This window comes from Lactobacillus sp. 3B(2020) (genome assembly GCF_013487845.1).
Lineage (GTDB): Bacteria > Bacillota > Bacilli > Lactobacillales > Lactobacillaceae > Limosilactobacillus > Limosilactobacillus alvi.
Genome location: NZ_CP047410.1, coordinates 1,341,458 through 1,366,466 on the forward strand (window position 1 = coordinate 1,341,458; position 25,009 = coordinate 1,366,466).

Consider the following 25,009-nt stretch of genomic DNA (forward strand, 5'->3'; position numbering starts at 1 on the left):
ACTCGTCTCTGTCAGCTTAGCTAACTAACCGGCGCCACCAGCTGTTGGCTTAGGGAAAACCATGTCGTGGAATTTTTCAAAGTTAAATTCTTCGTTGTCTTCCCGGCCAATCAGAATAATATCGCCAGAATCGGAATCACCACGCGGTACAAAATTACCTTCGATTTCATCCGCCTTCGGGTCTGGTGCCCCATCTTGGGTTTGGGTATCAATTCCCGGCAGTGAGAACATTCCCTTTAAGGCCCCCACCCAAACGTTCTTACCGTTGGATAATTTAGTCTTAAAGAGGGTCGCCACATAGTTTGGCACCATGTTCTTGGAGTACTTTTCCACCCCAGCTTCGACTTGGATCCCGTAAAGGTCTTGCTTCATCTTGGTATCAACATCATATAAGCTGATCGTTTGCTTAGCTTCGGTGATCCCGCCAGATAAAACCAGGTACGGGCCATCATCGGCTGGTAAGGTCTTCAGTTCACTAGTAATGTCCATCTTGACTTCGCTTAAGCCGTGGATCTTCCGAGTTTCTTTGACCTTGTCATCGTCACCGACAACGCCGTACTCAAAATTGGAAGCCCCAAATTTAGCGAGCTTTTGGTTTGGTTCTGCCACTTTTCATCAATCCTTTCGTTTTAAAAATCCCTCAAAGTTGGCGGTGACCATTAAACAACCGTCCAAGTCCGGATCCGAGTACCGGTCTTGGTAGTAACGGTAAAAGCCACCTACTTTGAGGGTTTGGTAAATTTGTTCTTGTATTTCGGCCAGTCGGTCCATGTTTTCTTCCCGGAGCCAAAAATCAACTTGAACCCGGGGATACTCAAACGCCCGTTCATCATCACTAGCCAAGCTTCTATCGCCCGGAATCGGGGTAACCCGAATCCAAGGCGCCGCCTCAGCCTTAACTAAGGAATCGTCTGGCGTATAAGTGTAAATGGGCGTAAAGTCTAACGGCATGGACCGTAACTCGGCCATCATCGCAACTAATTTCTGGTCGGCCGTTAATAGGTCGGCCACTTTGATTTCCGGCAATATCATAGTTGGAGATCCTCAATAAATTTCGCAATGATTGTATCCGTAACCTCGATTTGCGTATCCTCGATAAAATGCTGTGGGTCTTGCTTGCTGGTTCCCGAGTTGGGAAAGTGCGCAATATACCCTTTTTCCTTGTCATAACCGACGTTTTGTTCAACTTCGCCCGTTGCCGTCCGAAGGTTCCCCGTTACGACATGTTTAGCCAGTGGTGTCATCCCCGAGTGATCTTTACCCGGATAGACTGGGGTATTGTCCACCAAGTGGTCCTCAAAGATTCCCGCTCCGTCACGGACAGCTTTGCGACTCTTGGCATCAACGGACTTATCAAGCCTAGCCAGGTAAGCCAGCATTTCCTTGTCTCCCGTTACTGTTACGCTCATCAGCTGTCACCTCCTGAGTCAAAATCGTCATCGTATCTTTGGTCCGGTAATCGGGGTCCATCCCCGTAATTGCGTACTGTTTTCCCCGCCACTTGATCAGCCAGTTGGGTTGGATCTCTTTCGGGGTCTGATAGGCGATCCTGAATACGGGCGACTCTTTAACAAAGCCAATTTTGGATCCGTTAGCAATCATTTCGCGGATTGGGAGCCGGGCGACCTCAGCCCACACCGTAAATTCTTCCACCAGTCGCTGTTTAAGCGGGCGGTGGGTAACTGGATCAATCCCCGTTGCTACTGAGCACAGGGTGATCCGTTCCGTCATGTAGGTCGTCTCCATCTCTCATCTCACTCCTTAATTGACTAATGATGTTATCGACTCCCAAGGCTAATTCCTTTCGCCGACTGTCTGCCGTTAAGCCCCGGAAATAGTACTCTTCCTTGACTTGCTTCATCAAGGCAATCTTAAATCGCGGCTCAGCGGCAAAATCAGCTGGCGTCGCAGTATAACTGATCGCCCGGACCAGCTCAACCTCGACTGACTCGATAATCATCTTGAGCACTTCGTCGTCAAAATTATGGTCAATCTTGCAGTAGCGCTTAAGGTTTGCGAGCTCATCATCTGTCAGCATCATGCTCTATCACCACCTACTAAGGCTAAGAGGTCAGCCTTTAAGGCACTAGATGGATAAGTGATCTGGTGCGCATCTAGGTACGCCTTGATCTCCTCAACGGTATTGGCAGATGTTGGCTTTACGTCCGGGCTAGTGCCGGACGCTACTATTTTTCCGCTGGCGTGTAGGTCACAAAGTAACCGGCATTGGTATCAGCGGCCTTAGTGCCGAAGCGGACAACGGCTTGCAGGTATTGACCATAAATGTCGTTGTTTGCCCATTGGACTTGGATATCCTTACGGTTAGCAAACAAGACCGCCCGGGCCAAGTCACCAACAAAGGCATGTGCTTCGCCCTTGGCACCCAGTAATTCGTCTTCCACCGTGATTACTTGGCACCCTAACAGCATCGTTGGCGAGCCATCAGTAATCGGCGCGTGCAATAAGTATTGACCGTTCTTGTCCTTGAGCGTGTCGAGGTATTGGTAGAACGATTGCGAGGCGATGATTACCTTGTTGTAGGCCGGATCCAAGTCAACGTTGATGATGTGCTTGAGGTCATCAACGGATTCTCCCGCCACAGCCTTAGCGGTAAAGCTCTTAAGCACCGTCGCAATTGCCCAGTTGGTCGTGTTGACCTTTTGTTCTTGAGCATTTTGTGCTACCAGGCCCGTTAAATCGATTGCCGAGTCGTCGATCGCTTCTTGTGACAGCGGGATTGCGCCCCGGTAAGTGTCAACCTTCCATTCAACATTGGTAAAGGTTGGCTTGGCCAGGTCTGGGTTTTGTTCCAGCTCTTGGACCGTATTCATCCGCGCGGTAGCCTTCTTGGTGATCGGGTACGTACCAGAGGCCGTCGTGGCTTGGAATTGCGTTACCAGGGCCGCCAAGTCAGTTACTGACTTAACTTCTGTTTCCGGATTGTACTGGATCGATTGGGGGATCGTGACGGCTGCTGCCGTACTATTAACTCCCGCTGCCGCAGCGTCGCGGTGCAGATAGGCGTTAAACGCGCGCTGTTCTTCAGCTAACGTTGGGTCTGCTGGCGTTGGCCCAGGTTCCGGGGCTGGCGTTCCATTTAAGACTGAGCGGTAGGTCGCTAACAGGTCTTCCTTTTCCCGGATTTCCGTTTCCAGCTGTTCCTTGTCCGAGCGCAATTGCTTGGCCTTAGCCAAGTCATCATCGCTGGCCCCTTCAACGAGCAACTTCCGCATTTCTTGGGTTTTGTCATTAACTAATGCCCGCTTGCCTTCAAGTTCCGCAAGCAGTTCCTTAATTTTTTCCTTGTACATAATTGTCCTCCATCATAGTGACTTGAGTAACTCTTGGCGGTCTAATTCCCGCCGCATCTGCTTAATTTCTGTGTCAACCTCGGCTTGGTGTAGAGCTCGCCGACTCTCCTTAACCATGGCCAGTGACCGCTCACCAACTTGGGCTTCCGTTGATGGATAAGCTGGGGTGGTGACGATCGAGACATCATACAGATGGTCAATCTGGTTAATCGACCGCACGTAATCAACACCATCTTCGTCCGATTCTTCCCAGTCTTGGGCCTCATCGTTAGCCGGGATCGTAAACGCAAATGAGCATTGATTAATCACCCCGGCTTGCATATTAGCAATTAAGTCCTTGGCAAAGCTCGTATCAGTCGGTTGGACCGTAAAACGTAAGCCAATCTCATCAACTGCCAGGTCTAAGTTAATCCCCGACCGACCCAAAACTTGATTTTGATCATGGTTGATCGTGGCCACAACGTTGGTCATGTCGGCTGTTGCCAACGCCCCCGGTTTAATAATTTCGCGGAAAGCAACAAACCCACCTAGTACTTCTGAGGGCTTGTTAAATTTCAACGCGTAGCCGGTAATTGTGGGAGTACCACCATCTTCCGCGCCATCACGCAGTTCCATCTGCGCCGTTAGGGTCCGGCGCTCCAATTCCGGATTTGTCATGCTTCTCACCTCCTTTCGCGGCTTTGCTGGCTTGATAAGCCTCTTTTTGATCGAGGAATACCGTATTGAGTGAGGACTGGAAGCGATCCAAGTCCCCGTTATCTGCTTTAGGCAACCCCATTAGCACCCGACCCTCGTTTGGCGTGATCGTGCCATCATTGACCAAGGTGTTGACGTCAGCCGGCGTATACCCAGTCTCGTTACGGGTGTCAAAATCTAAATGGTAATGGTGCCGCTGGCGATCCGTCAGCATAGTCAACTCCAAATTAGATGTGATCGGCCGGAAATAGTACGGTAGATCAGACCGGATAAAATCCTCGTTAAGTTGCTTGATTGATTGGTTAGGGCTGTTGACGGCAAGCTTGTAAGCCGGCACGTGCAAAGCCTTGGCAATCTGCGCCGTTGAGTAGTTGTTAGAGTTGATCAGCTGTAGGACATTGGTATCAACCTCAATCGGCTTATAGTCCGTGGTCGAGTCCAAAATAATCGGGCTACCAGCATTCCCACCTTGTTGAGCATATTCAAAATCCTCCCGGATCTTCCGGCGCGATTCTTTGTTTAGCTTGGCTGATTTGGTCGTTAAAATTCCGCCCTTAAAACCAGACTTAAAAAAGCGGCGCAGGGTCCGGATCCCATCATCTTGCAAGCCAATCTCATCCCCCAGCGAGAGTAATGGGGAGCGGCCACGGACCCCATCATGGGTAAAAAACATAAAGTGGACCACATTTTCCAATGGTTCCTCAATCGTCCGCGAATCTTGGCCACGATTGATGACCGTAAAGCGGTACCGAATATCATTGAGATTAGAATCATCGACCATTACTTGCGAAGTTGGAAAATACTGCAGCTCAAGCGGTGCATTATTAGTTGGGTCGCGGATAATCCGCGAAAATCCATCCCCTGTTAAAATCGCATTAACCGTCATAATAAAGCGCCAGTGATAAGCTGACATCGTGGCGTTGGGGTGTTTGTTGAGCAGGTAATCCAGATTTTTAAGCTGTTTGACTTCGTTTTTCTCGTCATCCAAGGCGACAATCGGAAAGCGGGCCACGTTGCTGGCCACATGTGAGATCGCAGCTAACACGTCGGAATTACGTAGAGCCCCAATCCCTACATACGCACCCAAATTGGAATAACCGGGTAGCACACCAGCATCGATTAAATCTGTTGCCCAGTCCCGTTTTTCGGGCATTTTAAATAGCATTTACGTCACCCCCTTTCTGCCGACACAAAGGCCAACACAAATAGCATTAGTGAGATCACCAGCAGCCCCGCCGCGAGGCTAAACAAAAAGCCGGCGCAAGCTAAGCAAGCACTGGCTAAAATAAACAGAATGATTGGTTCGTTGAGTTGCCAAAAGCGGATAAATTTTTTGAGCATCGGATCACCCCCTAAAAGCCAAAATCATCAGATAGCACATCATCATCAGTCAAATAGTTATCCAGGTCCTCGCGGAAGCAAACTGCATAAGCATCAAGCAACGCATCCGCCGCATCAATCTTGTTGGAGTACTTATTTTTGTTAATCCGGACCCCGTTGTTGTCCGATTGCAAGACTGCATTAGCCATCGCACCGGTCAATACCTCATTGCCAGAGTGCCGCACTCGTTTATCAAGCACGTCATCGCGGAATTGCTTGGTTGGCATCGATAATGACAAGGTCCCTTGCCGAATCGAGATTTGTTCCCATTCCGGGTGGCCTTTTTCGATTTGTGTCATTAGCGGCCCGTATTGCGCCGGGTCAAAGCAAATAGCTTGTACATCGAGGCTATGGCTAGTCACAAAATCATCTAGCCAGGCATAGACCCGCTCGACATCGATCACCCCAGACTCCAACTTGCTGATCTCGCACTGGCCCATTGCCTGTAAGCGTCGATAGTCTAGCCGGTCAGCCTTGATCTTAGCGTCTAGGCCATACTTGGTGGCCACAAAAGCATAAGCGTCGGCATACCAATAGCCGTCTTTGGGGACCAGCCAACTGATGGCAAACAAGTCAGAGGACTTCCCCACGTCAATACCAATCCATACTCGTTGGCCATCAATGTTTTCCGGTCCTACCTCAGCCCGATTCCAGGCATCAATATCCATATAGCTATCTTCTTCGGCTTGGCGCCACATGTTGTAATTTTTGACCAGCACTGAGTTTTTGGTCCCTTTTTGCTTGGCCTCCGTCCAGCGTTTATCAAGGTACCCATAGACCTGGTCATGTAGGGCTGGCACTGACAAGATTGGGTTGGACTTAATCCACATCTCACGATCGTCAACCTCAACCAAGGAATCTTGCTCGGCAATGTAGGCAAAGTAAGTATCATCCTCAACCTTGCCATTTAAAATTTTAGTTGCATACGGATACTCGATTGTGTGCATTGGTGCATTGAGGTCAAACCCAGCTGTTGAGATGATCAAGATCAACGAGTTATCCAGCAAGGCCTGACCAGATTCTAGCAGTTCCATCATTTCGATCGTCCGTGAGGCCGCGTACTCATCTAGGATCCCCACGTGTGGTTCAAACCCGTCGACCGTCCCGGTATCGCGTGACAGCGACCTAACATAAGAGTAGTCATCAAGATTGCTAATTTCATCGCGAGTGATTTTAGTACCCTTTTTGGTGCCTTGATCAAAGGCCCGCAGTGCGTTCAGCCGTTTTTTGATCATCGTAAATACGATATTGGCTTGCTTACGGTCGTTGGCAGTACAAAAGATTTGCCGCGAAAATTCTGGCGACTTGCCAAACAAAAACTCGTACAAGGCTACGCCGGAAATTAAGATCGACTTCCCATTTTTCCGGGCCATTGATAACATCCCCTTGCGGAAACGTCGCTTGCTGGGGTCGTCCTTACGCCACCATCCGTAGAGATTGGCGATGATAAAGCGCTGGAAATCAGCTAGTGGATAAGCCCGCATCGTTTTGGGGTCGGGCAATAGCTCCATAAAGGAGATGACCTTGTTGGCCCGCTCCTGATCGTAAAAATACGGAAAATCATCATCAGCTTGCTTTTGCAGATCGTTTAGGTATCGTTTGGCAGCAAGGATTACTTTTTGGCCCGCGATCCGGTCACCATTGACGACCTTCTCAGCGTATTCCTTTGCGTAATCCATCTAACCAAACCTTTCCTTTAATGACTGCTTTTCACTTTTGTCATCCTTTGGCATGTTAATCTGTAGCCGGCTGTTAACATTGAGCCCCAGGTCCGAGGCCAGGGCCTTGATGTTTTTCGTGGCCTTATCTAACGTTCGGATAATTCCTTCGCGTGCTTCAGGATCCCGTTCTTCTTGCAAGTCACGGGTTGACTGCTTATAGATCGAGTACCAGGTACAATAATTTTCTAATTCAGCGTGATCTAAATCGCGAATTGGAAGCTTACCAAGACCTTTGAAGATCCGCTTATACTCCGCCTTAGCATCGCGGTCTAAATAGGCTGGCGGGGTTGGTTGGAGTTTGTCCAGACCATCGGTGGCCAAGAATTCAGCCTGATATTTTGCTTGCTGTTCAACCACACGTAGGTGGCCGGTAGATTCACGCAAAAGCTTTTGTTTTCTTCCCATTTTGCACCTCCTGTGGTAAACTCTGGGTAAGCAAAACCCCGAACCATCAACGGCTCGGGGCTTTTTTTATCCGGCGGCAAAAAATAAAATTGTTGGAATTTTCCATGCAAAAAAGTCGGTGTGCGTTCAAGAGCGTTAAAAAACTAGGCCCCGATAAAAAGGAAGGGGGTATCAACAGTTTTTAACTCGCCGATACCCACCCCAGTCAGCGGCCTGGTAGTCATTTAGGATCTTTTGAAATTGAATCTTTTGCTTCCGCTTTGCAATTCGTGCTTCACAAACACTTGCATCAGTATCGATTAAGATGTGATTGATGTGATGATAGTTAGCAAGCAAGCTATCGATTCGATGATCAGGTAAAGTACGAATAATCCAAACGTTATTGAAGGACTGTTCAGCCTTTAGCTTTCGTAACATTTGATCCAAGAACAGCATCACATAGTCATGCACATCATGATTCCGATGGCGGCTTGACAAACCAGTCAAGGCCTGCATCAAGTCATCGTAATCATAGATCAGATCATGGTCTGTCATGTGACGCTTAACATATGTTGACTTACCAGCACCAGGCAAGCCACAGACTAAGTTAATCTCCATGTAACGCTCCTTACTCTTATGATGTTTGTACCATTCCCGCTTGGTCTTAATCTTATGACACTCACGACAAAGACACTCAAGGTTGTCGCTATCCAAGCGATCTTCCCAATCGTCCTTACTGGGGATGATATGGTCAACTAGGTTGGCATCCTTGCCACACCGCTGACATAAACCATAATCACGTTCAAGAATCTCACGCCGCTTATGGAGCCATGCAGCTGAGTGATAGAACTTAACATAGTCAGTCTCAGTTGTTTGCCGTCTTTGGTTGTAAGCTCGGTCATACTCACGCTTAGGCTTATCACCATACGGTATGACTGATGGCTTGCCACTGGCCATCGATAGCTTAGTGATAGGCATTAAGCATCCCCCTTTCTATGTAATTCTGCTATTGAAAGTCTTTACCTAAAAATTCCGATGTATATGCTTCCTCAGTAATCAAGTTCTGATTCTCATTCCAACGACTGATTACAAAACCTGCTATCGTATCTTTCTCAATAGTTCTAGTATTCCAGTCAAAACTAATATTATGCAAAAGCTCTACTGGCTTCCCATCAACTTTTACATGTGGTGGCTTACTAATATTCTCACTATCAAATGTAATTTGAACCTTAGCCATTAAAAATCACCCCGTTATTTGTTAATGATCTATTCCATACAAAAAGGCGATGACCGTTAAGCCATCGCCTTAGTTGTTATTATGCTTCTTGTAGTCCTCTTAAAGCGTCTGATGCAACACGAGAAACATTAACATCATTTTCTTTTGCCCAGTCTGCTAAGTAACCAGGAATAGTAATGCTCTTTCGAACAACCCTGCCATATTTCTTTTTCCATTGTGTCATATTCACAGATACATAAACAACCCGCTCATCATCCTCTAGCTCCCAGCCCTTCGGATCTTGTGGCTTAGGATATTCTTTTTGATCCGCAATCATAGTTGCGATAGCGTCTTCAGCATTGAACGCTGCTTGATCTAATGTATCACCTTGCGTAACAACACCAGGAATATTGGGAGTTGTAACCACAAAGTAGTGACCGTCCTCATCGTTATATTCCTTGGCAATAACTGGATATACAACTCGTTGATCCATAATTCTTGAGAGTACACCAAAGCAAGTGGTTGGCTTGCTTTGCTACCAGTCACTTCAAACCGAATTCTCTTAAGATTGCCTCTTGGGTTCCCTTTTTTAATTCTCCAGTATGCATTGGGACTTCAGTAATCATTCCAGTTTTTGGATTTTGAAATCTCCGATGCCCACCCGATTTAGGAAGCTCAATTGCACCATGCTTTTTCAGCAACCTTACCATTTTATTCGGCTTCATTGGCATACTCTCTTCACCTCCCTTCCTTAATTTACATATATATTATACATACTATTATATGTATAATCAAGCTGATTTAGGAAAATATTTTATTTATTTTTGCCCGTCAATCCTTGATTTGACGGTCTTTTTTGTTTGCTTTTATTGATATATCAATGCTTTAACGTAATTAAAAAGTCAGCCCCGTTAAACTGACTTAATCGAATTATGCCGCTTCATAATTTTCTATTTTGATTATTTTAAGTTCTATGACATCTTCTTTTAAGTTAGATGGATCAATTCTTGTTTTTGCTAAACATCTAAACTTTGACTCTGTCATTAAAACACGCTTCATATCATCAATTGTTAGTTCATCTTTATCGATAAAACTGAATTTATATTTACCAGGTCCAATAAGATCATTGCCTTCCTTAATAAATATGTTTCCTGTAAATTTAGTGGCATCTATTTTGTAAATAACCCCATTTACAACTTGAATTTCATCATTAAGTAAAGTTTGTTTTACAAAGTACCTACTGCTTTCTTCATTTACTTGAATATTATTATCTTTACTTGACGTATCTACAATTGAAATATCACTAACGGGACCACCGTTTGCCACTAAGCTATTCAATTGATTAAAATTACTACTTAATTTTCTAGATAATTCTGGAACTGCTGCAGGGTATACGTTCACAGTACCACTACCTTCATTGATAATATTCACAGTTCTTTCACTATTATTAGTTTCCACTTTTATTCTTTCACCCTTACTCTTTGCTTTAAGTAAATCGTGAACATAGTTATAACATTGTGTAGCTAAAGTCCATAATTGTTTGGGATTACTTAACTGTAGCATGTCTGTAACAGGAAGGATAATTGATCCCATTAATATTTGTAAGTCAGCTTGAAACGATCCCGGCTTAATATCAGTTATCTTGATTTGCAAATTTGATTCGTCAGCATTAGTGAATCTTTCCTTTTCCGAAACAAAAGTATATGTTTTTTCAATAATATTTTGAACAGAATTCAAAGAAGCTATTAAATATTTTAAATTATATCCATTTTTAGGATCGAATCCGTTACCTGAAATGTGAAAATGAACAGTACTTGTTAATTCATCATTATTACTCATTTAATCTTCACCTCGCCATAATAATACTATAAAAGCCCAGTCAAATTGACTGAGCTGAGGTAAAAATAAAATGAATTGCCCAAAGGCAACGCCTTGAGATAGACTTGCACTATCATCACTGGTTTTGGAGACCAGTATTCTTCTTTGAACTATCAAGGTAAATGGTGACCTCTCAGCCACCAGAGTTGCGGTACGCTGATATCTAAATCCTAAAAATCAGAAAGCAACACAAATAGATATCAGCAATCTCGTAAGTTGGCAGCGAACCAAATGGCTTAATACATTTATCAAATTAAACGCAAATCATTACGGAGAGTATCAAAACACGTAGTCATCCCCACCATTTGAGGCTTACGAGATAAGCGCATGCAATGTTGTCAAAAATCGGATTGAGGGGACTTCTCAGCTCCTTTAATTGAATTTTTTTAGGTAGTGCATGCACTAGATAACCAGCGCTAGTTGATACGAAAAAGAAGGAAATATCACATCCTTCTTTTGGATTGCGCCAGTTATGTACGCTGGGTATGTTGCATTTAAAGTGTAGGATTTACACCTCCTACAAAAGTTCCCAGCAAAGCTAGTAGGTGGGATTCGAACCCACACTTTTGTGCGCCATGAAGGAAAACGCACCCACGACCTGTGGAACATAGCGGCCGTGCCCAAAGGTTGAAAAGAAAAAAAGAAGCACGGTAATTACTAGTTGAGGGGTCGAACCTCAAGCCGGGCCAATTGCTTCCCACTAGTACCAAATGAAAGACAAAATACCCACAGCTCTCGCTGAAATAGCTGCTAAGTTAATTTTAATACATAATTGGCTGCGCATTAAAAATAAAGTCAAACATTTTTATTATTTCCACAATACCATTTTAAAGGAATTTGCTTCCGGTTTGCTTCCGCTTTTCGTCCGAATTATGTCGGGAAGTTTCCGCTCGCTTTCCGATTTTGCCCCAAGAAGTCGGGGATGATATCATCAGCAATCTTAAGAGTGATCTTGGCCGCTTCAATCCCTTCGGCAAACTCGTAGCAAGCATAGCGCTCCGCCCGATAGTAAGCGTCATTTGAATCCAGATATAGCCTAGCTTTTACCTGGTATATTGTCTGGTGATTTAGAAAGCGGAGCTTTAAGATCTCGGTACTAACCCGACTACTACAATTGGCTACGACCCGATTGATTGCCTTACTGGCACGAAAGTAAACATCATTACTTAGCATGCGCATTTCGGCTGCATCATCCTTACTTGAGCCATGCACCCCCGTTACATCATCACTCATCGAATTTAACCCGATAATTTGATTGGTGTGCCGGACAATCTTGGCGTAACTGACGGGGTGCTCGAAACTGTCTTCTAGAAAGAAAGTCTTTACATCTCGGATGACGCCTTTAGGATCATATTCAGTAACTAACCCCATCGTTATCCCCCTGCATGTTATAATTAATCTTGTGTGTGCGAAGGAAGTCCGATTTGGGCTTCTTTTTTTATTTACCACCCTGTTGTGATAAACATTAATAGCAAGCATACCACTGCCGCATACTTAAGGTGGGGATCATCGACAAAGGTCGCAATTAACATACATACTATACAAAACCCGACAATTATAATTTTATTTTTCAATCGAATCCTCCATCTAAACCATACCATAACTTTCGCTTTACTCGGTAGCGCCGCTTAATCAATCCGCCACCATGTCGATACTTGAGAAGATTGACAATTACGTTGCGGTCAACATTAAGCCACCTTGCCGCTTCGGAGATGTAATTAAAGTTGTAAATCCGGTTGGCTTGTTGATCACCAATTACCACCTTCGGATATAAGTTCTGGTTATACTGGAATTTATTCTCCAGCTCCGGGAAGCGATAGAAGATCGCTAAGATTTGTTTTTCCGTCAAGCCTGTTCGCTTCTGAATCTTAGTCATGCTTGGAATATCGTTAATCGCTTGGCGCAAAGCATTAACCATCTGTGGGGTGATTGGTGGCATTGCTGAACTTGACGCCCACTGCTTTGGTGGTTGTCCCCCAGTAATTAGCCAGATCTCGGCTAAGTCGGGATCAATCGGCCGACTATCTCTGCCGTCTGGAGCTAACCGGTACCACATCCGGCCATACTTTTCTGTCAAGCGATTTAAGGGCACTGACAATTCCCCGTGCTTATTTAGGTTCACCGTGTTCACCTCCGAGCCAGAAGCTTAGATTTTTGAGCGCTTCTTCTACTTGATATTGCTTAGTCTGATTGACCAATTCTGCTGTCTGATTTAAAGCGTTGGTAGCTTGGATTATCCACACGCCACCATCGCCCTTAATCTTGACCGGACTGCCTTTGAGCAAGGCTTGATCTGCTTCTTCAATTGTCATCATTCTCCTCCAGTTTCTCGATTATCAAATCGATGTAAGGCTTCTCGCTGTAAAATTTGTCCGAGTGCAAACTTATAATTTGGTTATCATCAATCCATATAACGCCATTTAAGCCGTCCAAAGCCGATTTAATATAATTATCTATGTCCGGCTTTACCGTTGGTCTATGCGCCCCAGAAAGCCGTAAACCACGTTCTTTTTTGCTAATTGACTTCTGTACGTCCCGATAGAAGTTAATTGTGACCCTTAATGCCCCTTCTAGCGGTTCTTGGTGCCACTGCTGCTTAGCTAGCAATCCTAACTCTTGCTTGAACTTCTTAACTTTGATCGGGTCATATAGTTGCACTCCAAACTTAGTCCGCCTAGCACGTGGCCGGGCTTGCTGGACGGGTTTTAAGTCAAATCTTAAGTGATATCGTTTCTGCACTTACTTATCCAATCCCGTTAGCTTTAGGACTTGCTTAGCCGCATCTAGTGCGGATTCGTTTAAACCTTCAAAATCGGTATCAGTGTCCTTGGCCATCAAAAGAACCAGGGTATACAGTGCCGAAGCAACCGTAATTATTTCAGTCCCTTTATACTTATCAAGCGTTTCTAAAACGTCCATGATGATTACTTTAATCTTATCGCCACTAATAGTAATTTTTTCTTTAGCCATTAATTTTCCTCCATGTAGTCCTTGATTACCTTGAGTGCTGCAATTAATCCGGCCATCTCTTCGGTCTTGATGAAGGCTTCTGACGATTTTACATTAAATCGCCATATATCATCTTCTTTTCTTATCGCACCAAGGTAGTAGTCATCTTTGTAGAGGTAAATTTGATCTAAATCTTTTTCCCCATAGCGTCCTTCCGCTTTGTACCCAAAAGGTAACTCCCGACTTAAGGCTTCAAAATCCACTTTCTTCTCACGCTCCTTAGGGTCTTCCTTAACCTCGCTTAGATGCTCTTTGATCGCTTCTTTATCTTCCCAGCGGTAGTCTGCCACATCACCACCCGGGAAGACACAGACTGCCAAAATTGATGTTTCTTGATATTTGACATCAATAATCTCGCCACCGCCATTGGTGAGCCAAAGTGAAAATTCATTAAACCGATAATCTAAAGGCACTTGGGGTTCTTCATCAGCTTTAAAAAGGTATACCTGAATTGGCGCAAGCGAATGATACATTAGTATCCCCCCTTTTCATAATCCTTGTCGGAAGCGTTGTGTAAGTCTTTCAAGCAGGAGCGAGCGTCATCTAAGTAGCTATAAGCATCACTAAGACACTCTTTTTCATACTCAATATCATCCAGATAGCCATCTAGTACGCCACCGTCTTTCAGTGCCCCGATCATGTCTTCTAAGTCGTCCATTGCCTTATCTATGGCTTTCTCAAAATCATCAATCCCGTTCATGATTAGTCCTCCTTTCGTGTAGCAATTCAATATCATCATCAGCCGCATCTAAAGCAAGCATGGCGTTATCTATATCACCGAAGACATAATTAAAGTCGAAGACATAATTAAAGCCTTCCAAACTGCCATCCAATTCATTTACGCTTATGCCATCTACTTCTTCAATCAGATGGTAGGCTTGGCTCAATTTTGCTTTTGCTTCTTCAATCGTCATTTCGATTCACCTCATTGATCCATTAGCTTAAAAATTGGAATCTGAACTCCATTCAGATCGCCCTGATCGTCATCGTTCATGATCATTTCTCGCCGTTTGGCCTCTTGTAATGATTTAATCCCAAGTCGCTTCCATTGCTTAATAATTGCCCCAGCATACTTTAATGACGGTTTATCAGCGTACATATCAGTGAGCTCAATCGAATATTTAATTAAGTCTTCAGAAATTCCATCACTAATTTTCAAAAATCGTTTCATTTGTCCGTCGCTCGGCTGTAGCCGTAATTCATGTAAATATAGATATAAATTGTTATTGTTGTTTAGTTTGATGTTATCTTCCTTTGATGTTATCTTCTCTTGATGTTTACTTTGTTCGCCATTTTCCAAATTAGGGTTATCCAAATTTGGAAAACCGGAAATAGGCTGATCCAGTTTCCGATTTTCGGGAATAGGCTTTGCTCGATCTTTAATCCACGCTTCAACTGGCAAATCAGATAACTGCCAATCAGAGGTGGTTAATTGCCCTAATTTGTTGCGTTTTCGCTCTCGCTTAAGATAGCCAAACCTTTCTAGCTCATCTAAGCCGGTATCTAGAGACTTTCGGCCATCTGTTGCATGCCTAGATACTTCAGTGGCATTAAAGTCCCAGTTATCCGCTTGCGACCAAAGATAATAGAAGATACCACGAGCCTTCCAACTTAGCCGATCATCACGCGTTAGTTTCTGATCGACAATGGTCACAAAACTGTTTCTTACCTTCCGAATCTTCATTAGTACACCTCAATATCAGTTGCGTGGACAAATTCATCTAATACCTTGTGGGACCGGCAGTATTCACATCGCCCACACGGTTCAGGCTTAATTTCGCCCATCATAATATTCCAGTATCGTTCTTGGCTGGCTTCAATCTCTTCTAAAGCAGCTTGCATCCTTACCGCTTCACTTTCTCCTGTGAAGTCAATGGCCAACTTATCGGGAATTGCCTGCTTTGATACCGCAAACATGTATGGATTGCAGTCCTTACCAAAAGTTTGCTTAATTAGCTCCCGGTAAATCGCCATCTGCATGTAGTAACCCCGATCTTCAATGAAGTTATCCCAGGACCGGGAATCTTCTTGCCAGTGCTTCTTATGAAGATCATCAACGGTTTTAAGATCACAGAAGTAGTTCTGATCGAGTACCAAGCTGTCAATCTTACCCTTCCAGTCATAGCCAAACAGCTTTCCAGTTACGATCACTTCCTTCTGACCGGGCTTATAAACATAATTGAATAACTCGCTATCATCGAGCGCTTTAATCATTACATCGGCAAATTTGTAATCAGCCTTCAATTGGCCTTTCGTCTTGCCACGTGTCGACATTATCTTGCTCTTGTGGTCTTTGATGAATTTTTCGTGGGCTTCTTTACTTTCAAAGTAGGAGTGGACATAGTTCCCAACTAGCAATGGCTTAGCATCTAGTTCTGGCGTCCAATCACCCTTCAACTTTGCTAAAGCCGCTGCTTCACACCGCTGGAAGTCCTTAAACAACGAGAAACTCATGTATTCCCAATCGGTATCATGGGAATAGTAATTTTCAGGAGTTAATTTAGTTGGCATCTGCCTGTGCCTCCATTTCCTTGTCCATCGCATTCAGATAGTCGTCAATCGAAGTTTGACCTTCCGCTACCTCGTTAGGTTCATTTTGACCAGGCTCTGGGAACGGCAGTTGGCTTCCGTATGGGTTTTCGTTAGATTGTTCCGTCGCTTCTTTCTCGTCCTCTACGGGCTTCTCAGGAGCTTCTGGAGTGCTCTTCTTTTCTTCAGGTTTGATTTCCTGCTTAGTTTCTTCTTGGTGGTGCTTCATACCGGCTAAGAGTGCCGCTGGGGTGCCCTTTTCTTCAGCGTTGACTTCCTTACGAGTCCGATCTTCAAATTCATTTGCCGTTGTGGAATTAGTAGCCCCTGCTAACATATCGGAATCATCCGAGGTATTGATGAACATCTTAGCCGCCCGATTAAGCACTGTCCGCTTTGCCATCTCGTCACCAAACTTCTGTTGAACGCCATGTTGACGGGATTGCGACCAAGAGGTATCAATTTGCTTCTTAGTCATAACCGTATAATCAACTCGGCCATCAGTTAATTCGATAAACGCGAAGGCTCCGACTAATGGCTTATCCAGGTTTTCAAACTTCGGGTTAAATCGCTCAACTACTAGGTGGCCCACTCTATCAGCACCAACTTCAAATTCATCGCCCTCATGAACCACTTGAGCATCAATATCCTTAACTCGATCTAACCGCTTTAATGCGGCGATAGTCCCGAAGTAGGACCGCTGCATCTGTAATTCAGTGCCGTAAACAATAAAGTAGCACTGGTTTTTAGCGGGGCTAAGCCCTTGCACTGCCATATCCATCAGAGCGTAGACAATTGAGTTCTTAGAACATACGGTTAAAGCTGGACGTCCTTGCCGGTCCTTAACATTTTGGAGCTTAAGATAAGCCGCCTTCATGGCATTCTGGACGTTGTAATTAGTGGGTAGCGCCAAGCCTTGTGATTGTTGTTCTTCAACTAACTTATTAACTAAGCTAACCACCGCATCGTCAAAGTTTTGTTGTGTTTGCATTTGATTCATTTTGTTTGCCTCCTAAGCCCGGATTCCAGCGGCTTTATTCATCAAATCGCTAAAGCCATCAATAAAGCCATAGCAATCACTCAATCGCCGTTCCAATGTACGGTCGTAGTCTTCAATACGATTAACCATGAGCAACTTATTTGCTTCGTCAATTTCTTTTTGTCGTTGTCGCTTTAAAAAGTCATAAAGTTGTTTATTCATGTTATAATTACCTCGAATTTTGCTTATTCATGGTGCCTAAGTAGTTGCCGCTACTTAGACACTTTTTTGTTGTCAAAATCTAAGAAATACTTGATGAACCAGTCACCGAGTAACTGGTCAACCACGTAAACCAGGCCAATTAAGGCCAATAAGTTCCACCACCCGTTGTTTTCGGGCAATTTAGTCAAGGCGTACCCTGACAGCATTAGCATTAATGGCTTCAATTTCTTCATCATTTCCAGTCCCTCTTTTTCGGAAAGCAAAACTCAATTACATCGGTGGCCATCAGCAGGCACCAAAGGAAGCCTAGAGCTCCCCACCAGAAGTTATGGCCAAAGTCCCAACACCAAGCCATCAGTGCGCCTAGCGTGGTATACATAAATGCTTTAAACAAACTCATATCTCTATCCTTCTTTCTCCTGGTTTTAATTTTTTTTGATTTTTGTAGTTCTCAACTAGTTTTTTCAAGCTTGTATCACTTGCATTGGTCATGTTCTTAACAATAAATTCATCGAGCACTGGCCGATATATCTTTTTCGATCCCAAGTTTAGGACTGGGATTTCTCCCATATCCAACAACGCGGAAAGCGTATTAACATCGATTCGCATATACTTAGCGGCTTCCGATGTCGTTAACATTGGACTTTCAATTTTTCGTTCCATTGGATCTCCCTCCTATTTGATAAATCCGAGCATGTACCCAGCGATAAAGGCCAGACACAATAAGGCTGTATACTTCAATGTCATTCTTAACTGCTTCCTTTCTTATCCCGTAGCTCATCTAAGCTGACGCCAAGCGCATCAGCGATCTTACATACCTTTGAAAAAGTTGGCTCAACACCATCATTTTTGTACTGGTACAAAGTATTAGTCGGAATACCAGTCTGTTTGCCTAACCAGTAAACTGACTTACCTTGTCGAGTTAGTTCATTTTCAACACTCAACCACAGCATATTGTTATCGTCTCCTTGATTGTGTCTATATATAGATATAAAATGGATTCACTGCCTAGATTTAAGGAGGTGAATTTATGGCTACAAATCCACCAAAGAATGGTCGCCGTATTGGAGCTGTTCGTGGACGTTCTCAAGTTTTAAACCCTAAAACTGGTAAGTACGTTAAGCGTGACTCAGCAACCGGCAAGTTTATGGACGTCAAGCAAGACGGAACCAAGTTTAAAGGTGTAAGAACTGAACACTAGTCTTTAGGACTAATCTGTTTTGCAGGTTGGTCCTTTTTGAATCCAATCTGCTTAATTGGTTTAACTTTCGGTTTGGGGTTTCGGTAGTACGGGCTTTCAAAATGCCGAAAGCTTTTCATCGTATTTCGTTTTTCCAACTTCTGCACCTCTCTCTTTATTGCTATAATTAATTCATCTCCTACCGAAAGGAGGTGAAACTATTGGATCTATCATTTATCATTGCTTTTGTTGCTTTATTTGTTCCGACTATCGGCTTCTTGATTAACAACCATTACAATCGCAAAGTGAGAACTTTAGAATTACGAATTGATAACTTAAAACGACAAATTGCATTTAAGCGTTCCCTAATTCATCGATTGAATAGTGCTCGTGGAAAGCTTGAATATTATGGGCCAAAAAGCGATGGTGAAATCCAAACCGAAGTAATTGGTGTCGCTGCAGATTCGTTTGCAATTTTTAAAGACTCACAAATTAAAATGGATTTTGAGAATCTTTCAAATACCGTTCTGCAAAATCATATTTCTTACCGTGAGTTAATTCGTAAATGCTTAAATCATTTATCCAATTCAATATTTGAAGACCAAGCTGAAATTGATCGTCTCATTACTCATTTCAGACATTCTTGGTTCTAAAAATTAATTGCCGGATCCAACTTAAACATCCAATAAATCAAAATAATTTGGACAATGTAGTAAGGAATTACAAAAACTTCAGTTTCACCTTGTGACCAGATATCAGCAATGAAATAGGCAGCGGTGATAGCAATAATTGTTATTTGAATAATGTGTAATGGTGACATTTTTATCTCCCAAACTGACTAAACACTAGGACGATCGATCTTGCCAGTTAGTACGTCGTAACGTGGACTATCTAGCAATGTGCATTCAACTTTAATGTCGCCATATTTTTGAAGGGGCTCTAGTTTTGCTAGTGTCTCTTTTAATTTGTCAGCATTTTCAGCTGCAATGATAACTTTAACTTCCATCCCCTACACCTCCTAGAAATCGTCCAAGTTGTCCGCAAAATCGTTCTGGATTTCCAGTGCATTGTCCTGGAAGATCTGCAAGGCTTCCGGAAAGTACCGCCAAGCGCCGTAACGATCTCGATATGACAAATTATGATCTTGTTTAATATGGAGCTTATTACCCCACTTACCGATCGTAATTGGTGAAACTCCCAAGAGCCTGCCAATTTCACTGGCTGAGTATTCCCGGCGCCCACCAACTGGCAAGGCATTCATCTGATGGATCGCTTCATTCCGAAACTCTGTGGCCATCTGGCGTTCATGGTAGCTATCGGCAACCTTGCCCAATGCTAAGAATAACTTGACGTCCTGGTTGCGCAGCTCATGCGCCTTGTTCAGGTTCTGGCTATGCATTTCTTTGACGTAGTTTTCTTTGATATCCAGTTCCCGGTTCTTCGCTGCTAACTCTTCCGGCGTCATATGCGTGGTCAATTCCTTGCGTTCTTCCTGGTATTGGTTAAACAAGGTTACATAACGAGCGGTGAATTGAATACCTTTATCACCAGTAAGCTTGTTAGCGATCATTTCGCACCCTTGCTTAGTACATAAGAAGCAGGGAAGCTCTTTCCCTTGTCTTGATGTATAGGTACTTTCGATGAAGAAAGCACGTGCGTCCAATTTTGGACTCTCCTTTAAAACTTTGATGTAATGGCGAATATCACGCATCAGATGCTGATGATGTTTATTAACCATTTTTGATATATCCCGGCTGTCCATTACTTGCTTATTTTCAAAAGTCATAATCTTTGTTTCATTCATTTATAAATCTCCTTTACTATCATTTTTGATAAATTCCCTCAAAAATCTCCTTTTTATCAAATTTAATTGTAAAAAATCGCATTAAAAATAACGTCTGCATTTACTCCAAAAAAAGACGCTAATTTTTTAATATTTTTTCCACTTGGAATCGATTGACCTTGTTCCCAACTAGAAATAGTAGCTTGTGAAATACCGATTTGCTTACTCATTTCCTGTTGACTTAACCCTTTTTTGATTCGCAGAATCTTCAAATCAACGGCCATTAAATCACCACCTAAATCCCAAAAGCCTTAAGTAGTACCAGAATAAAAATCCCGAACACTACCCAAAATTCAACTTTATCTCTTGTTTCTTTCTTCATATTGTTTTACCCGTTATCATAAGGTACACTAAAGTTCAGGGAGTTTATCTCCCCTTGCTTTAGTTTAGAGCCAAGCCATTAGATGATCGGCTATCAAAACGATAAAGGTAATGATTTCTAGCCAGAACCGAATCGTTTCACGCCGCTCAGCTTCTCGCTGGGCTCTTTTTTGTTGCCTTGACAACGAGCGCTTCTCCTTTCTATAAGGCCTTAATCAACCTTACGCATATCATTATATCAAGTTAACTTTATAAGTCAATCTTAAATACTGTTTTTTTTGATATATTTTTTAAACTTCTTTTGTTAATAACAAGTAAACCTTATAATTTATATAGAACATTTATTAGAAATGGAGCTTTAAAAATGAATATAGGATCAAAAATTAAAGATTTAAGAAAAGCTTCTCGCATGTCTCAAACCGATTTAGGAAAGCTTGTACATGTTTCTCAGCAAACAATTACGGCTTGGGAAAATAATAAAGCTGAGCCTGCAAGTAGCGCAATCATCAAACTAGCTGAGGTTTTCAACGTCACCACCGACTACCTACTTGGTCGTCCTGAAAAAGGCAATAGTAACTACACGGACGAAGATTTGGAAGAAGCGCTTGATCGGGCCCATTCGTTCTCTGGTAAGCCCCTTTCTGATCATGACCGCAAAGTTGCTAAGGACGTTCTTCGGAGTTTATTCCAAGACTAGGTGATTCCGATGGACCTGTCTCTTGAACTTAAATTAAAAAAGCGTGGCATTAAAGTTGCCTACGCTAACCTTGATAATACTGACGGTTTTGTAACCTATGTAAAACAACAATCCGTCATCTTCATTGCTAACGGATTGCCCGAGGAACGGGAAAATGAAGTGGTACTCCATGAGTTAGCTCACTTGGATCTGGATCACGAATCAATCTGCTACGGTGATTACTTCACAAACGATCGTGTCCGTACCGTTATGGAATCAAATGCGAATGCTGCAGTCCTTAAAAAGACTCTTAAAGACTATTTAGCCACATACAACTTAACGCCTGCCGAGGTTAATCCTGTTAAATTCTTGGAACACTTCGGTTTCTCAGCTGACTTGGAATATACGTTGATGCAGATACTGGGGAGTTAAAAAGTATAAAGGTAACAATAAAAATTTTTGTGAAAGCGGGGAAAGGAACATAAACGTCCAAGCGTGATTGACGTTAAAAGCTACTTGGGAGGAGAAAATGAAAAAATTAGGTTTATTAAGTGCTGCTGTTTTATTGAGCTTATCATTAACGGCTTGCGAGTCGACTTCGACTAATTCATCATCTAGTTCTTCAAGCTCATCATCAAGTCATAAAGTGGTGAAACATAAGGCCAAGCATAAGAAGGTCAGTTCTAATTCTTCGAGTTCTACGTCTAGTCAAAAACTGAGTGGATCAGCTAATAGCCAACAACAAACTACTCAGCAAAACCAAACTAGCACTCCAACAGATTCTCAAGCACCTGCGAATAACTCAAGTGATATTAATAATTTTAACGGTGATATTCACGACTTTATTAATACGTATGGAGAAACCATGGCAGCATATAAGATAGATCATGGAATGTCTGTAAAAGATGCACTTTATTCAACACCTGATGATATGAAAACATCTGGCGAACTTCAGGATCAGCATATCTATCAACAAGGTGGCGACCCACAAAAAGAATATCAGAATGCCATCAATGAAGGATATTAAAAGCCCAGCCTAGTGAGCTAACCGGGAAGGACGTGAATATCATAGATACTAATAATTTATCTGACAGCGCAGTTAAAGAATTAATACAAGAACTAAAGAACTTTTTGAAGCCAACCACAATTGATATCCCACAATTAGGAAAATACAAAAAAGAAGCATCTTTAGTTGGCAAAAGGCATGGCATTGAGTATAAATTCCACGTATATCGTGGTAATATTCAAGTCAAATATTCTATACACCTTCGCTTTGTTAAAAATGATGTACATCTGGTTAGATTATGCATAAATGGCACTAAACATCATAACGAAGACGGAACCGTTGTTGGCAAAAATCACATTCATATTTATAAAAAGCATAATGATCACATTGAAAGTTACGCGTACGATTTGAAGCAATTTCCTTTTGATGAGAGTTCTGAATTATCAGAAGGAGTAGAAAAGTTTCTTTCATATGTAAACATTCGTGAAAGGGATGAGAAAATATGAACGCAAAAGAATTAAGTGATGTCTATATTAAGTGGTATAAAAAACAAATATCCTTTGAAAATATCAAGGATAATATCGTTCAAATAGATCTACCCTTTACGGATAGCTTTAACGACGAAATCGCAATCTATGCCATCGAAGAAAGTGATGGAAGAATTCGATTAACTGATGACGGTTGGACTATTAACGGACTTGAAGAGCACGGTATATCTATTAATCGTTCTAAAAATCGAAAAATCATTTTAAATAAACAAGTTAAAAATTATGGTATTGATGTTGTAGATGATGAATTAACGATTACCGTAGAATCAGATAAATTTCCAGAAGCAAAACACCGTCTTTTACAGGCTATTCTTTTCGTAAATGACATGTTCATGTTGGCTTCTCCCAATATCTCTAAGTTATTTATCGACGATATGAAACTATTTTTCGAAACAAATAACATCCGGGCAACCCAGGGTGTCTCATTCATGGGAAATAGTGGTTTAACTCATAAATTCGACTTCTTGATTTCTGGATTTAAAGAGATACCAACTCGCCTAATAAAAACTTTATCATTAAGTAATAATGACACGGTCATTGCGAAAGCTATTCTGACTGATATAACCCAAACTAGGATGATTAGAGATAACCCCACAAACTATTATGTTTTTATCAACGACTTAGACAAAAATAAGCAAAAAATAAATGTTAATCCCGATATTATCTCATTATTTAGTCAGAACGGTATTAAACCTGTTAAGTACACTGAAAGAAACACCGTTGTAAAAGAGCTATCAGCTTAAAATAAAAGCCCAGCTGTGAAGGCTGGGTTTAAAAATAACCATCCAGGAACTTACGTTTTATTAAAAATTCGAATATCGAATATTTAACTAATACATACCAACTAAATAGGAAGGAAGCTAATCATGAAAGGAACAGTTAGAAAAAAAGGTAATAGTTGGTACTACCGCATAGATTTAGCTAAGCAAGACGGCAAACGCCATCAAGTTGAGCGCTATGGTGGTAAAACCTACGCCGAAGCATTACGAACAATGCGTAGAGTAATCAGCAAGTACGAAGACACCGGATCATTTAATAATGAATCAAAGATATCAGTTCACGATTACTTTGAATTCTGGTTTGAAAATTACGTCGAAAAAAACTTATCGCAAAATACCCAACTGAATTACCGTAATATCCTTACAAAATACATTTATCCCAAACTGGGGAGCTATGAAATGAAGAAGCTCACGCCAGCAATTTTACAAAAAACCATTGATGAAATTGCTGAATCGCCTGATTATACAACCTCAGGTAAACCCTTGGCTAAGCATACTGTCGAGATCATTTTAACCGTGCTTAAAAGTGGCTGTAATCAAGCTGTCCACCCTTGGAAAGTCATAACCACTTCACCTGCCCTATACGTTAAACTTCCCCGGTATCAAGCCCCTAAAAAGACCCGGGACGACCTAAAAATTATTACACTTGGTCAATTCAAACAAATCACTACGATCGTTGGTGAAGATCATCCTTTTTACATCCCCATGATGATCGCCTTCTTTACCGGTATGCGCCGGGGTGAGGTTTGCGGTCTGGAGTGGTCACAAGTTGATTTGTCAGGTAAATCAATCCAAGTTAAGCAACAAATGAAACAATATGCTGCTCATGACATTAGATTAGGTAAACTTAAAACCTCAGCCAGTTACCGGACAATTGAAATTGGCGATGATTTGATCAATATCCTCAAAAAGCAAAAGCTTAACCAAGCTAAAAATCGGATTAAATATGGTCAAGCCTACTTCGATTCAAATTTCGTATGTACAAAAGAAAACGGTAAACCAATTACTCCGTTTGTCATTAAATACTGGGCTGACAAGATTCAAAGGGAGCTTGGTTTCCCGTTTAACTTTCACTCGTTGCGACATACCCACGCAACTTTATTACTTGAAGCTGGCGCGAAGCCTAAAGAGGTCCAAGTACGTTTAGGCCATAGTCGAATTAGTACCACCCTTGATACCTACGTTCACTTAACTACCGCAAGTAAAAAGGCAACTGCTTCGCTATTTGATCAGATCGCAAATGACCTGTAATTTTCCCACATTTTGGAGTGATGTGGGAAAATTGTGGGAAAATCACCATGAATTTGCATAAATCCAAAATATGCATTTTA

The 25,009-nt window shown here is 42.5% G+C and carries 44 protein-coding genes; 8 read left to right on the plus strand and 36 right to left on the minus strand.

What is annotated here, in order from left to right; genetic code table 11:
- Positions 1-24 precede the first annotated feature (24 nt).
- The 32 genes from GTO83_RS06575 to GTO83_RS06730 all read right to left on the minus strand — a co-directional run bounded on the left by GTO83_RS06575 (position 25) and on the right by GTO83_RS06730 (position 18,278).
- The gene (locus tag GTO83_RS06575; RefSeq protein WP_180869853.1) at positions 25-609 is read right to left on the minus strand and encodes a major tail protein; all 585 of its coding nucleotides are present in this window, start codon (positions 607-609) and stop codon (positions 25-27) included.
- Positions 610-615: 6 nt separating this feature from the next.
- The gene (locus tag GTO83_RS06580) at positions 616-1,032 is read right to left on the minus strand and encodes a hypothetical protein (protein ID WP_180869855.1); all 417 of its coding nucleotides are present in this window, start codon (positions 1,030-1,032) and stop codon (positions 616-618) included.
- Positions 1,029-1,409, minus strand: coding sequence for an HK97-gp10 family putative phage morphogenesis protein (locus GTO83_RS06585; RefSeq protein WP_180869857.1), 381 nt, complete (start codon positions 1,407-1,409; stop codon positions 1,029-1,031). Before GTO83_RS06585 ends, GTO83_RS06580 begins: the two co-directional genes overlap by 4 nt.
- Positions 1,360-1,731, minus strand: a complete 372-nt coding sequence (locus GTO83_RS06590; protein WP_255463104.1) for a head-tail adaptor protein — start codon at positions 1,729-1,731, stop codon at positions 1,360-1,362. The genes GTO83_RS06585 and GTO83_RS06590 overlap by 50 nt, the downstream gene beginning before the upstream one ends.
- Positions 1,688-2,041 (minus strand): head-tail connector protein, encoded by a 354-nt coding sequence (locus GTO83_RS06595; protein ID WP_180869861.1) that lies wholly within the window; start codon positions 2,039-2,041, stop codon positions 1,688-1,690. The genes GTO83_RS06590 and GTO83_RS06595 overlap by 44 nt, the downstream gene beginning before the upstream one ends.
- Complete coding sequence (locus GTO83_RS06600) at positions 2,038-2,190, minus strand: HeH/LEM domain-containing protein (RefSeq protein WP_370524349.1); 153 nt, start codon at positions 2,188-2,190, stop codon at positions 2,038-2,040. Before GTO83_RS06600 ends, GTO83_RS06595 begins: the two co-directional genes overlap by 4 nt.
- The gene (locus tag GTO83_RS06605; RefSeq protein ID WP_180869863.1) at positions 2,187-3,311 is read right to left on the minus strand and encodes a phage major capsid protein; all 1,125 of its coding nucleotides are present in this window, start codon (positions 3,309-3,311) and stop codon (positions 2,187-2,189) included. The genes GTO83_RS06600 and GTO83_RS06605 overlap by 4 nt, the downstream gene beginning before the upstream one ends.
- A gap of 12 nt (positions 3,312-3,323) precedes the next feature.
- Complete coding sequence (locus tag GTO83_RS06610; protein ID WP_180869865.1) at positions 3,324-3,968, minus strand: HK97 family phage prohead protease; 645 nt, start codon at positions 3,966-3,968, stop codon at positions 3,324-3,326.
- Positions 3,913-5,172 carry a phage portal protein gene (locus GTO83_RS06615; RefSeq protein WP_180869866.1) on the minus strand — a complete coding sequence of 420 codons (1,260 nt, stop codon included), beginning with the start codon at positions 5,170-5,172 and terminating at the stop codon, positions 3,913-3,915. The genes GTO83_RS06610 and GTO83_RS06615 overlap by 56 nt, the downstream gene beginning before the upstream one ends.
- A 5-nt stretch (positions 5,173-5,177) precedes the next feature.
- Entirely contained in the window at positions 5,178-5,348 is a 171-nt protein-coding gene (locus tag GTO83_RS06620; RefSeq protein ID WP_180869868.1) for a DUF1056 family protein, read from the minus strand.
- A gap of 11 nt (positions 5,349-5,359) precedes the next feature.
- On the minus strand, positions 5,360-7,066 hold the full coding sequence (locus GTO83_RS06625) for a terminase large subunit (RefSeq protein WP_180869870.1): 1,707 nt from the start codon (positions 7,064-7,066) through the stop codon (positions 5,360-5,362).
- The gene (locus tag GTO83_RS06630) at positions 7,067-7,513 is read right to left on the minus strand and encodes a P27 family phage terminase small subunit (RefSeq protein ID WP_180869871.1); all 447 of its coding nucleotides are present in this window, start codon (positions 7,511-7,513) and stop codon (positions 7,067-7,069) included. It lies immediately after the preceding gene.
- Between the two features lie 171 nt (positions 7,514-7,684).
- The gene (locus tag GTO83_RS06635; protein ID WP_180869873.1) at positions 7,685-8,470 is read right to left on the minus strand and encodes an HNH endonuclease; all 786 of its coding nucleotides are present in this window, start codon (positions 8,468-8,470) and stop codon (positions 7,685-7,687) included.
- A 28-nt stretch (positions 8,471-8,498) separates the two neighbouring features.
- Complete coding sequence (locus GTO83_RS06640; protein WP_180869875.1) at positions 8,499-8,729, minus strand: hypothetical protein; 231 nt, start codon at positions 8,727-8,729, stop codon at positions 8,499-8,501.
- Between the two features lie 79 nt (positions 8,730-8,808).
- Positions 8,809-9,201, minus strand: coding sequence for a type II toxin-antitoxin system HicB family antitoxin (locus tag GTO83_RS06645; RefSeq protein ID WP_180869876.1), 393 nt, complete (start codon positions 9,199-9,201; stop codon positions 8,809-8,811).
- A 49-nt stretch (positions 9,202-9,250) separates the two neighbouring features.
- Positions 9,251-9,439 carry a type II toxin-antitoxin system HicA family toxin gene (locus GTO83_RS06650; protein WP_180869878.1) on the minus strand — a complete coding sequence of 63 codons (189 nt, stop codon included), beginning with the start codon at positions 9,437-9,439 and terminating at the stop codon, positions 9,251-9,253.
- A gap of 199 nt (positions 9,440-9,638) precedes the next feature.
- The gene (locus tag GTO83_RS06655) at positions 9,639-10,547 is read right to left on the minus strand and encodes a hypothetical protein (protein WP_180869880.1); all 909 of its coding nucleotides are present in this window, start codon (positions 10,545-10,547) and stop codon (positions 9,639-9,641) included.
- 909 nt (positions 10,548-11,456) lie between these two features.
- Positions 11,457-11,957, minus strand: coding sequence for a hypothetical protein (locus GTO83_RS06660; protein ID WP_180869882.1), 501 nt, complete (start codon positions 11,955-11,957; stop codon positions 11,457-11,459).
- A gap of 199 nt (positions 11,958-12,156) precedes the next feature.
- On the minus strand, positions 12,157-12,708 hold the full coding sequence (locus GTO83_RS06665; RefSeq protein WP_180869883.1) for a hypothetical protein: 552 nt from the start codon (positions 12,706-12,708) through the stop codon (positions 12,157-12,159).
- Positions 12,695-12,898 carry a hypothetical protein gene (locus GTO83_RS06670; RefSeq protein ID WP_180869885.1) on the minus strand — a complete coding sequence of 68 codons (204 nt, stop codon included), beginning with the start codon at positions 12,896-12,898 and terminating at the stop codon, positions 12,695-12,697. Before GTO83_RS06670 ends, GTO83_RS06665 begins: the two co-directional genes overlap by 14 nt.
- A complete protein-coding gene (locus GTO83_RS06675; protein WP_180869887.1) occupies positions 12,888-13,325 on the minus strand; it encodes a RusA family crossover junction endodeoxyribonuclease in 438 nt (145 codons plus the stop codon). Before GTO83_RS06675 ends, GTO83_RS06670 begins: the two co-directional genes overlap by 11 nt.
- A complete protein-coding gene (locus tag GTO83_RS06680; protein ID WP_180869889.1) occupies positions 13,326-13,556 on the minus strand; it encodes a hypothetical protein in 231 nt (76 codons plus the stop codon).
- Positions 13,556-14,068: a hypothetical protein gene (locus GTO83_RS06685; protein WP_180869891.1), complete on the minus strand. Its 513-nt coding sequence runs from the start codon at positions 14,066-14,068 to the stop codon at positions 13,556-13,558. Before GTO83_RS06685 ends, GTO83_RS06680 begins: the two co-directional genes overlap by 1 nt.
- The gene (locus GTO83_RS06690) at positions 14,068-14,295 is read right to left on the minus strand and encodes a hypothetical protein (RefSeq protein WP_180869893.1); all 228 of its coding nucleotides are present in this window, start codon (positions 14,293-14,295) and stop codon (positions 14,068-14,070) included. The genes GTO83_RS06685 and GTO83_RS06690 overlap by 1 nt, the downstream gene beginning before the upstream one ends.
- On the minus strand, positions 14,282-14,509 hold the full coding sequence (locus tag GTO83_RS06695; RefSeq protein ID WP_180869895.1) for a hypothetical protein: 228 nt from the start codon (positions 14,507-14,509) through the stop codon (positions 14,282-14,284). Before GTO83_RS06695 ends, GTO83_RS06690 begins: the two co-directional genes overlap by 14 nt.
- An 11-nt stretch (positions 14,510-14,520) precedes the next feature.
- Positions 14,521-15,279 carry a DnaD domain protein gene (locus GTO83_RS06700; RefSeq protein WP_180869897.1) on the minus strand — a complete coding sequence of 253 codons (759 nt, stop codon included), beginning with the start codon at positions 15,277-15,279 and terminating at the stop codon, positions 14,521-14,523.
- Positions 15,279-16,106 carry a PD-(D/E)XK nuclease-like domain-containing protein gene (locus GTO83_RS06705; protein WP_180869899.1) on the minus strand — a complete coding sequence of 276 codons (828 nt, stop codon included), beginning with the start codon at positions 16,104-16,106 and terminating at the stop codon, positions 15,279-15,281. Before GTO83_RS06705 ends, GTO83_RS06700 begins: the two co-directional genes overlap by 1 nt.
- On the minus strand, positions 16,096-17,124 hold the full coding sequence (locus GTO83_RS06710; protein WP_255463105.1) for a recombinase RecT: 1,029 nt from the start codon (positions 17,122-17,124) through the stop codon (positions 16,096-16,098). The genes GTO83_RS06705 and GTO83_RS06710 overlap by 11 nt, the downstream gene beginning before the upstream one ends.
- A gap of 12 nt (positions 17,125-17,136) precedes the next feature.
- Complete coding sequence (locus GTO83_RS06715) at positions 17,137-17,325, minus strand: hypothetical protein (RefSeq protein WP_180869901.1); 189 nt, start codon at positions 17,323-17,325, stop codon at positions 17,137-17,139.
- A gap of 50 nt (positions 17,326-17,375) precedes the next feature.
- Positions 17,376-17,561: a hypothetical protein gene (locus GTO83_RS06720; RefSeq protein WP_180869902.1), complete on the minus strand. Its 186-nt coding sequence runs from the start codon at positions 17,559-17,561 to the stop codon at positions 17,376-17,378.
- 160 nt (positions 17,562-17,721) lie between these two features.
- A complete protein-coding gene (locus GTO83_RS06725; RefSeq protein ID WP_180869904.1) occupies positions 17,722-17,988 on the minus strand; it encodes a helix-turn-helix domain-containing protein in 267 nt (88 codons plus the stop codon).
- Between the two features lie 86 nt (positions 17,989-18,074).
- Positions 18,075-18,278: a helix-turn-helix domain-containing protein gene (locus GTO83_RS06730; RefSeq protein WP_180869906.1), complete on the minus strand. Its 204-nt coding sequence runs from the start codon at positions 18,276-18,278 to the stop codon at positions 18,075-18,077.
- Between the two features lie 77 nt (positions 18,279-18,355).
- Here GTO83_RS06730 and GTO83_RS06735 point away from each other — a divergent pair, with 77 nt between their 5' ends.
- Together GTO83_RS06735 and GTO83_RS06740 are read left to right on the plus strand one after the other, a co-directional pair.
- Entirely contained in the window at positions 18,356-18,526 is a 171-nt protein-coding gene (locus GTO83_RS06735; RefSeq protein ID WP_180869908.1) for a hypothetical protein, read from the plus strand.
- Positions 18,527-18,726: 200 nt separating this feature from the next.
- On the plus strand, positions 18,727-19,158 hold the full coding sequence (locus GTO83_RS06740; protein ID WP_180869910.1) for a hypothetical protein: 432 nt from the start codon (positions 18,727-18,729) through the stop codon (positions 19,156-19,158).
- Here GTO83_RS06740 and GTO83_RS06745 read toward each other — a convergent pair.
- From GTO83_RS06745 to GTO83_RS06760, 4 genes are all read right to left on the minus strand, one after another.
- The gene (locus tag GTO83_RS06745; RefSeq protein WP_180869912.1) at positions 19,155-19,325 is read right to left on the minus strand and encodes a hypothetical protein; all 171 of its coding nucleotides are present in this window, start codon (positions 19,323-19,325) and stop codon (positions 19,155-19,157) included. The two genes, GTO83_RS06740 and GTO83_RS06745, sit on opposite strands and share 4 nt — an antisense overlap.
- Before the next feature lie 18 nt (positions 19,326-19,343).
- Positions 19,344-19,511: a hypothetical protein gene (locus tag GTO83_RS06750; RefSeq protein ID WP_180869914.1), complete on the minus strand. Its 168-nt coding sequence runs from the start codon at positions 19,509-19,511 to the stop codon at positions 19,344-19,346.
- Positions 19,512-19,523: 12 nt separating this feature from the next.
- Complete coding sequence (locus GTO83_RS06755; protein ID WP_180869915.1) at positions 19,524-20,309, minus strand: Rha family transcriptional regulator; 786 nt, start codon at positions 20,307-20,309, stop codon at positions 19,524-19,526.
- A gap of 62 nt (positions 20,310-20,371) precedes the next feature.
- Positions 20,372-20,572, minus strand: a complete 201-nt coding sequence (locus GTO83_RS06760; protein ID WP_180869917.1) for a helix-turn-helix transcriptional regulator — start codon at positions 20,570-20,572, stop codon at positions 20,372-20,374.
- 461 nt (positions 20,573-21,033) lie between these two features.
- Here GTO83_RS06760 and GTO83_RS06765 point away from each other — a divergent pair, with 461 nt between their 5' ends.
- The 6 genes from GTO83_RS06765 (at position 21,034) to GTO83_RS06790 (ending at position 24,929) form a co-directional block, all read left to right on the plus strand.
- A complete protein-coding gene (locus GTO83_RS06765) occupies positions 21,034-21,366 on the plus strand; it encodes a helix-turn-helix domain-containing protein (RefSeq protein WP_180869919.1) in 333 nt (110 codons plus the stop codon).
- A 9-nt stretch (positions 21,367-21,375) separates the two neighbouring features.
- Complete coding sequence (locus GTO83_RS06770) at positions 21,376-21,777, plus strand: ImmA/IrrE family metallo-endopeptidase (protein WP_180869921.1); 402 nt, start codon at positions 21,376-21,378, stop codon at positions 21,775-21,777.
- A 97-nt stretch (positions 21,778-21,874) separates the two neighbouring features.
- The gene (locus GTO83_RS06775) at positions 21,875-22,372 is read left to right on the plus strand and encodes a hypothetical protein (protein ID WP_180869923.1); all 498 of its coding nucleotides are present in this window, start codon (positions 21,875-21,877) and stop codon (positions 22,370-22,372) included.
- 32 nt (positions 22,373-22,404) lie between these two features.
- Positions 22,405-22,857 carry a hypothetical protein gene (locus GTO83_RS06780; protein ID WP_255463106.1) on the plus strand — a complete coding sequence of 151 codons (453 nt, stop codon included), beginning with the start codon at positions 22,405-22,407 and terminating at the stop codon, positions 22,855-22,857.
- Complete coding sequence (locus GTO83_RS06785) at positions 22,854-23,642, plus strand: DUF1828 domain-containing protein (protein WP_180869924.1); 789 nt, start codon at positions 22,854-22,856, stop codon at positions 23,640-23,642. The genes GTO83_RS06780 and GTO83_RS06785 overlap by 4 nt, the downstream gene beginning before the upstream one ends.
- A gap of 123 nt (positions 23,643-23,765) precedes the next feature.
- A complete protein-coding gene (locus GTO83_RS06790) occupies positions 23,766-24,929 on the plus strand; it encodes a tyrosine-type recombinase/integrase (RefSeq protein WP_180869926.1) in 1,164 nt (387 codons plus the stop codon).
- Positions 24,930-25,009: the final 80 nt, after the last annotated feature.